At 78.7% G+C, this 1,161-nt stretch carries 1 protein-coding gene; it reads right to left on the bottom strand.

What is annotated here, in order from left to right:
* Nucleotides 1-62 precede the first annotated feature (62 nt).
* Nucleotides 63-1,161: DNA polymerase III subunit delta (holA, locus tag ACRYR7_RS25525; RefSeq protein ID WP_432575195.1), on the bottom strand; the 1,099-nt coding region annotated here is incomplete at its 5' end.

Below are 1,161 nucleotides of genomic sequence, written 5' to 3'. Positions count from 1 at the left end.
GTCCCCCCGCGGGGGGACCGGCCCTTCGCCGTCCCGGCACCGCGGCGCCCGGGTCCCGGTCGTCAGCGGTCGCGGGCGGCCGCGGTGATCCGCACGGCGCGCTCGAGGGCGAAGGCGCCGTCGCCGCGCCCGCCCTTGACGGCGTGGTCGGCCGCGGCCACGGCCAGGATCGCCTCGGCCATCCGCTCGGGCGCCATCCCCTGCACCTCGCGGCGCACCTTGTCCACCAGCCACGGGGCCATGCCCAGGTCCCTGGCGACGTCGGCGCTGCGCCCGCGGGTGGCGGCCACCTTCGCCAGCTGCCGCAGCCGCGAGGCCAGGGCGGCCACCACCACCACGGCCGGCACCCCCGTCGCCTCGGCGTGCCGCACCAGCGACAGCGCCCGCCCGGCGTCGCCGGCGACGGCTGCGTCGGCCACCTCGAACCCCGTCGCCTCCCGGCGCCCGGAGTGGTAGCGGTGCACGTCCGCCTCGGTGACGGTGCCCTCGGTGTCGGTGAGGAGCTGGTCCAGGCCGGCGGACAGCTCGCCGAGGTCGCCGCCCAGCGCGGCGACCAGCGCGCGGGCCGCCTCCACGTCGATGCGCCGGCGAGCGCGCCGGGCGTCGGTCAGCACCAGGTCCACCTTGTCCTGGTCGCGCTTGAGCGGCTGGCAGAGCACCTCCACCGCGCCCGGCGCCGAGCGGGCCACCTCCAGCACCTTGCGGGCCCGGTTGCCGCCGCGGTGGCGCAGCACCAGCACCACGCTGTCCGCGGGCGCGGGCAGGTACTCCAGCACGTCCTCCACGAACGCCTCCCCGGCCGCGTCGACGCCGTCGACGAGCACCAGGGACGGCTCGTCGAACAGCGACGGCGACGTCCACGTCGACAGCTGGCCCTTCTGGTAGCCGGCGGCGGTGACGTCGGTGCGCTCGAAGGACGGGTCGCGCTCGCGCATCCGCGCCACCAGCGCCGTCAGCGCCCGGTCCGCCAGGTGCTCCTCGGAGCCGGTGAGCAGCACCACGGGCGCGGGCTCGACGTCGTGCGGGGAGGGGGTGGGCGCCGCGGTCTTCCTCGCGGCGCGGGCGGGCGTCTTGCTGGGCACCCCGACAGCCTGCCACCCGCCGCCGACCCCGCCCCCGACCCCGCCCCCGAGCAGGGCGGCGGAGGCGCCGAGCAGGGCG

This window comes from Kineococcus gurbantunggutensis, from assembly GCF_050871925.1.
In the GTDB taxonomy this organism is placed as follows: Bacteria; Actinomycetota; Actinomycetes; order Actinomycetales; family Kineococcaceae; genus Kineococcus.
The sequence above is the reverse complement of the archived record's forward strand: the minus strand, read 5'-3'. Positions and strand labels throughout refer to the sequence as shown.